Here is a 1,012-nt window from a genome sequence, read left to right on the forward strand (position 1 = left end):
GGCCTGATCACCGAGACCGTACGCCTGCTGCGCTTCTGGATGGCCCACGGCGTACGCATCTTCCGCGTCGACAATCCACACACCAAGCCCGTCGCGTTCTGGGAGCAGGTGCTCGGCGACATCAACCGCACCGACCCCGACGTCATCTTCCTCGCCGAGGCGTTCACGCGCCCCGCGATGATGCAGACCCTCGCGGCGATCGGATTCCAGCAGTCCTACACGTACTTCACCTGGCGCAATGCGAAGGACGAACTCACCGACTATCTTCGGGAGTTGTCCACCGACACGGCCCACTATCTGCGGCCGAACTTCTTCGTCAACACCCCGGACATCCTGCACGCCTACCTCCAGGACGGCGGACGCCCTGCCTTCGAAGTGCGGGCGGTGCTCGCCGCGACCCTCTCGCCGACGTGGGGCGTCTACAGCGGATATGAGCTGTGCGAGAACGCCCCGGCACGGGCCGACAGCGAGGAGTATCTGGACTCCGAGAAGTATCAACTGAGGCCGCGTGACTGGGAGTCGGCGGAGCTCGCGGACTCCTCCCTCGCGCCCCTCATCACCACGCTGAACCGCGTGAGGCGGGCCAACCCGGCGCTGCGGCAACTGCGTGACCTGCACTTCCACCCCACGGATCAGGGAACGGTGATCGCGTACTCGAAAACGGTCAGGGACGCGGAGGGATCGAACACGGTTCTGGTCGTCGTGAACCTCGACGCCCACCACACCCAGGAGGCGACGGTCTCGTTGGACATGCCGCAACTCGGCCTCCACTGGCACGAGACCGTGCCGGTGCGCGACGAGCTCACCGGCGAGACCTATCACTGGGGCAGGGCCAACTACGTGCGGCTCCGTCCGGGCGGTGCTCACCTGCTGCTCGTGGGCCGGGAGCCCGGAGATTTTCCCCCGGATCAGCACAGCCGGGTCCTGCGACCGTCCTCACCGTCGATCGGAGGGTCACCCACACCATGATCATCAACGAGCCCGTCCAGGACACCTTCGAGGACACACCCGC

1 pseudogene is annotated in these 1,012 nt (G+C 66.1%); it reads left to right on the forward strand.

Going from position 1 to position 1,012, the window contains the following annotated elements:
- A pseudogene (locus ACGFSB_RS37405) lies at positions 1-969 on the forward strand (alpha-1,4-glucan--maltose-1-phosphate maltosyltransferase); the annotation flags it as partial.
- Between the last annotated feature and the right edge of the window lie 43 nt (positions 970-1,012).

The organism is Streptomyces sp. NPDC048441 (assembly GCF_043200235.1).
Taxonomy (GTDB): Bacteria; Actinomycetota; Actinomycetes; order Streptomycetales; family Streptomycetaceae; genus Streptomyces.